The sequence below is a fragment of the Methylobacterium sp. WL6 genome (genome assembly GCF_008040095.1).
Lineage (GTDB): Bacteria > Pseudomonadota > Alphaproteobacteria > Rhizobiales > Beijerinckiaceae > Methylobacterium.
This window is the reverse complement of the sequence record NZ_VRVH01000381.1, coordinates 1-3603: the sequence shown is the minus strand read 5'-3', so window position 1 is coordinate 3603 and position 3603 is coordinate 1. Positions and strand designations below refer to the sequence as shown.

Below are 3603 nucleotides of genomic sequence, written 5' to 3'. Positions count from 1 at the left end.
ACCTTCCACTGCGTCAACGCCGGGACGACCACCTGGCACGGTTTTGCGCAAGCCATCGTCGCCGGCAGCGCCCGCCGCGGCGGCCGCTCCGTGCCGGTCGCGGGCATCCCCACCAGCGCCTACCCGACCCCGGCCCGGCGGCCGGCGAACTCGGCGCTCTCGACCGAGAGCCTGAACGCCGCCTACGGCATCGCGATGCGGCCGTGGCAACAAGCTCTCGACACCATTCTCGACCGCCTGATCGGGCCGGTCACAACGGAGGCCTTCCGATGAAGGGCATCATCCTGGCCGGCGGCTCCGGCACGCGGCTGCATCCGGCGACGCTGTCGATCAACAAGCAGCTGCTGCCGGTCTACGACAAGCCGATGATCTACTACCCGGTCTCGGTGCTGATGCTGGCCGGCATCCGCGAGATCCTGATCATCTCCAGCCCCGAGCACCTCGACAACTACAAGCGCCTGTTCGGCACCGGCGAGCAGTTCGGGCTGCGCTTCGCCTACGCGGTGCAGCCGAGGCCCGAGGGGCTGGCGCAGGCCTTCCTCATCGGCCGCGAGTTCGTCGGCGACGATTCCGTCGCCTTGATTCTCGGCGACAACCTGTTCTTCGGCGCCGGCATGACCGAGCTGCTGGCGCGCGCCGCCGAGCGCAAGGCGGGGGCGACGGTATTCGCCTACCACGTCGAGAACCCGCAGGCCTACGGCGTGGTCACGCTCGACGCGGCCGGGCGGCCGTTGCGGCTGGTCGAGAAGCCGGCCGAGCCGGAATCGACCTGGGCGGTGACCGGCCTGTACTTCTACGACAATCAGGTGCTCGACATCGCCGCCGCGGTGACGCCCTCGGCGCGGGGCGAGCTCGAGATCACCTCGGTCAACGAGGCCTATCTCGAGCGCGGCCAGCTCCACGTCGAGAAGATGTCCCGCGGCTACGCCTGGCTCGACACCGGCACGCACGACAGCCTGCTGGAGGCCTCCGAGTTCGTGCGCACGATCCAGCACCGCCAGGGGCTGCAGGTCGCCTGCCTGGAGGAGATCGCGTTCGAGCAGGGCTTCATCGGCCACGAGCAGCTCGTCGCCCGCGGCGAGCTGTTCAAGAAGACCGCCTACGGACAGAACCTATTGCGATTGGCACGCGAGAACCCGGCGGCGTGAACTCGGGTTCAGTGAACCGCCGGGCCGCCGTCACTGCTTGCTGCAGCCGATGCAGATGCCGCGCATGAGCTGATCGTCCTTCTTCTCGTTGGCCGTCCGCGTCTCCCGGTCGCCCAATCTGCCCTCGCCGGCGGCGCCCGGGCGTGGAACGGTCTGGCCGACGCTCGAGGTGTTCGGCGCGGTGATCGTCGTGGTCGGCCCGCCGCCCGTGCCCGTCTGGGCCTGGGCGAGCGCTTGGCCCGACCATGACGCGGCCACAGCGGCGGCGAGGGCGAAAGCGGAAATTCCGTGGGTTCTGGACATCGTCGGCTCCTTGTCCCGGCGTAACGCGGGCGACGGCGTGTCGGTTCGACCCGCGGGGCGGGGCGTCTGCGGCGCACCTTTGCAGTCGGGCCTGCGCCGCCGTATCAGGACCGGCCTTCGCCGCGTCGCGACGCGCCGCCGGCGGACGAACCCGCACGCCGAACTTCCGGAGCCGACACCGCGATGCGGGAACCGAACGCGATCGATTTCTGGCGCGGGCTCGCCCTGGTCACGATCTTCATCAATCACGTCCCCGGCAACACCTTCGAGCGCTACACCTACTCGCAGTACGGCATCTCGGACGCGGCCGAGCTGTTCGTGTTCCTGGCCGGCTGGTCGATCGGCATCGCCACCCGCGGCCGCGACGGCACGCCCGAGCCGCGGCTGCGCTCGGTGCTGCGCCTCCTGTCGCGCACCATCGAGGTCTACCGGGCGCAGCTCGCCGTGATGGTGATCGCGCTGGCGATGATCGCCGGCACCGCGCTGGTCTTCGACAACCCGCTGATCCTCGAATGGCACAATGCCGGCGGGTTCTTCGCCGACCCGATCCAAACCGTCGTCGGCATGGTGCTGCTCACCCACCAGCTCGGGTTCTTCAACATCCTGCCGCTCTACGTGGTGCTGCTCGGGATCGCCCCGGTCTTCGTGCTGATCGCCAGAGAGAGCCGGCTCCTCGCCCTCGGGCTCTCGGCCGGCCTCTACCTCGCCAGCCTCGTCGAGGAGTGGAACCTGCCGTCCTGGCCCGGGCAGGGCGACTGGTTCTTCGATCCGTGGTGCTGGCAGCTGCTCCTGGTGCTCGGCTTCGTCCTGCAGGACTGGAACCGCACCTCGGGCACGCTGCGGCTGTGGTCGCGCCGCCTGTTCCCCCTCGGGATCGCGATCGTCGTCCTCGGGATCGTGCTCTCGGTGCTGGAGATCCGCCCCGATCCGATGCTGGTCCCGGACCCGCGACTGCTGTTCAGCTTCGACAAGACCTACTTGACGCCGGCGCGCCTGTTACATTTCGTGGGCGTCCTTCTCGCATTCGGCCCGGTCTACGGTATCATCGCGCCCCGCATCCCCTTGATTGTCGGGTATCTTGCGAGCCTGGGCCGGAATTCCCTGGCCGTGTTCTCCATGGGATCGATCTTGAGCCTCGGCGGCCAGCTCCTGCGCTTTCGGACCGGCGGCGGATTGATCGTCGACATGATCGTGCTCGCCGTCGGCATCGTCGGCCTCGGCGCGACCGCGTGGTTCGTGGAATGGCGCGGCCGAAAAGTCCGGGTGGCGTCGTGAGGGCCGCCGCGATGCGCCGGATCGCCGCCGCCCTGCTCCTCGGCCTCATCGCGAGCGCCCCCGCGGATGCGCAGGACGCCCCCCGCGAGGCCGCGCCCCGGTCGAGCGGCGCTCCCATGATCGTGTCCCCGCCCTCCGGAGCCGCGGCCAAGGAGGCGGAGCCCGCCGATCCCAGCCTGTCGCCCGAATGCCGCGTGCCGGGCTCGCAGCTCTACACGCTGGCCCAGCTCGAGGCGGTGAAGGCGGCGATCCTGAAGAAGCGCCCGGTGCGGGTGCTCGCCATCGGCGGCAATGCCGCGCCCGGCGCGTCCGCGACCTACCCGGTCAAGCTCGAGACGGCGCTGGAGCGCGCGATGCCCAACGTCGACGTGGTGATGGAGTATCGCGGCCTCCAGGGCGAGATCGCCTCGGGCGCGGCGGAGCGCCTGCGCAGCATGGTGGCCGACGTCGAGCCGGACCTCGTGATCTGGCAGGTGGGCACCCACGACGCCCTCGCCCGGGTCGAGCTCGACGCCTTCACCGACGCCCTCACAGAGACCGTGAGGTGGATCAAGTCGCACGACATCGACGTGGTCCTGGTCGATCCGCTCTACACCGCCAGCCTCGCCGCCGACGCGTACTACACCAGCATCGTCCAGTCGGTGCGCACCGTGGCGACGAGCGAGAAGGTGCCGCTGGTGCTGCGCTACGACGCGATGCGCTACCTCGCCGGGCGCAGCGACAAGGGCGAGGGCCACATGCTCGGCCAGCAATTCCGGCTGAACGACCTCGGCCTGCGCTGCATGGCCGAGCATGTCAGCCGGGCGATCACGCTGTCGCTGCAGCAGCCCGACGCCACCGGCAGCGCGGCCGCGCCGCCGCGCGAGACGTCCGGCAC

5 protein-coding genes are annotated in these 3603 nt (G+C 70.0%); 4 read left to right on the top strand and 1 reads right to left on the bottom strand.

Translation table 11 applies throughout. The features are described from left to right. Positions 1 to 273: sugar nucleotide-binding protein (locus FV230_RS25930; protein WP_147844432.1), on the top strand; the 273-nt coding region annotated here is incomplete at its 5' end. Continuing rightward, entirely contained in the window at positions 270 to 1148 is an 879-nt protein-coding gene (rfbA, locus tag FV230_RS25925; RefSeq protein ID WP_147844431.1) for a glucose-1-phosphate thymidylyltransferase RfbA, read from the top strand. The genes FV230_RS25930 and rfbA, both read left to right, overlap by 4 nt. 30 nt (positions 1149 to 1178) lie before the next feature. Here rfbA and FV230_RS25920 read toward each other — a convergent pair whose 3' ends face one another. Next, positions 1179 to 1451, bottom strand: a complete 273-nt coding sequence (locus tag FV230_RS25920) for a hypothetical protein (RefSeq protein WP_147729422.1) — start codon at positions 1449 to 1451, stop codon at positions 1179 to 1181. Between the two features lie 183 nt (positions 1452 to 1634). On the opposite strand from FV230_RS25920, the gene FV230_RS25915 reads away from it, so the two are divergent. Further along, complete coding sequence (locus FV230_RS25915; protein WP_147729421.1) at positions 1635 to 2726, top strand: OpgC domain-containing protein; 1092 nt, start codon at positions 1635 to 1637, stop codon at positions 2724 to 2726. Positions 2727 to 2737: 11 nt separating this feature from the next. Beyond that, positions 2738 to 3603: GDSL-type esterase/lipase family protein (locus FV230_RS25910; RefSeq protein ID WP_147844433.1), on the top strand; the 866-nt coding region annotated here is incomplete at its 3' end.

Bases quoted from the DNA above. Each gene is read 5' to 3' on its own strand.
- FV230_RS25915 (WP_147729421.1), top strand. From the start codon at position 1,635: ATGCGGGAACCGAACGCGATCGATTTCTGGCGCGGGCTCGCCCTGGTC.
- FV230_RS25920 (WP_147729422.1), bottom strand. From the start codon at position 1,451: ATGTCCAGAACCCACGGAATTTCCGCTTTCGCCCTCGCCGCCGCTGTG.
- rfbA (WP_147844431.1), top strand. From the start codon at position 270: ATGAAGGGCATCATCCTGGCCGGCGGCTCCGGCACGCGGCTGCATCCG.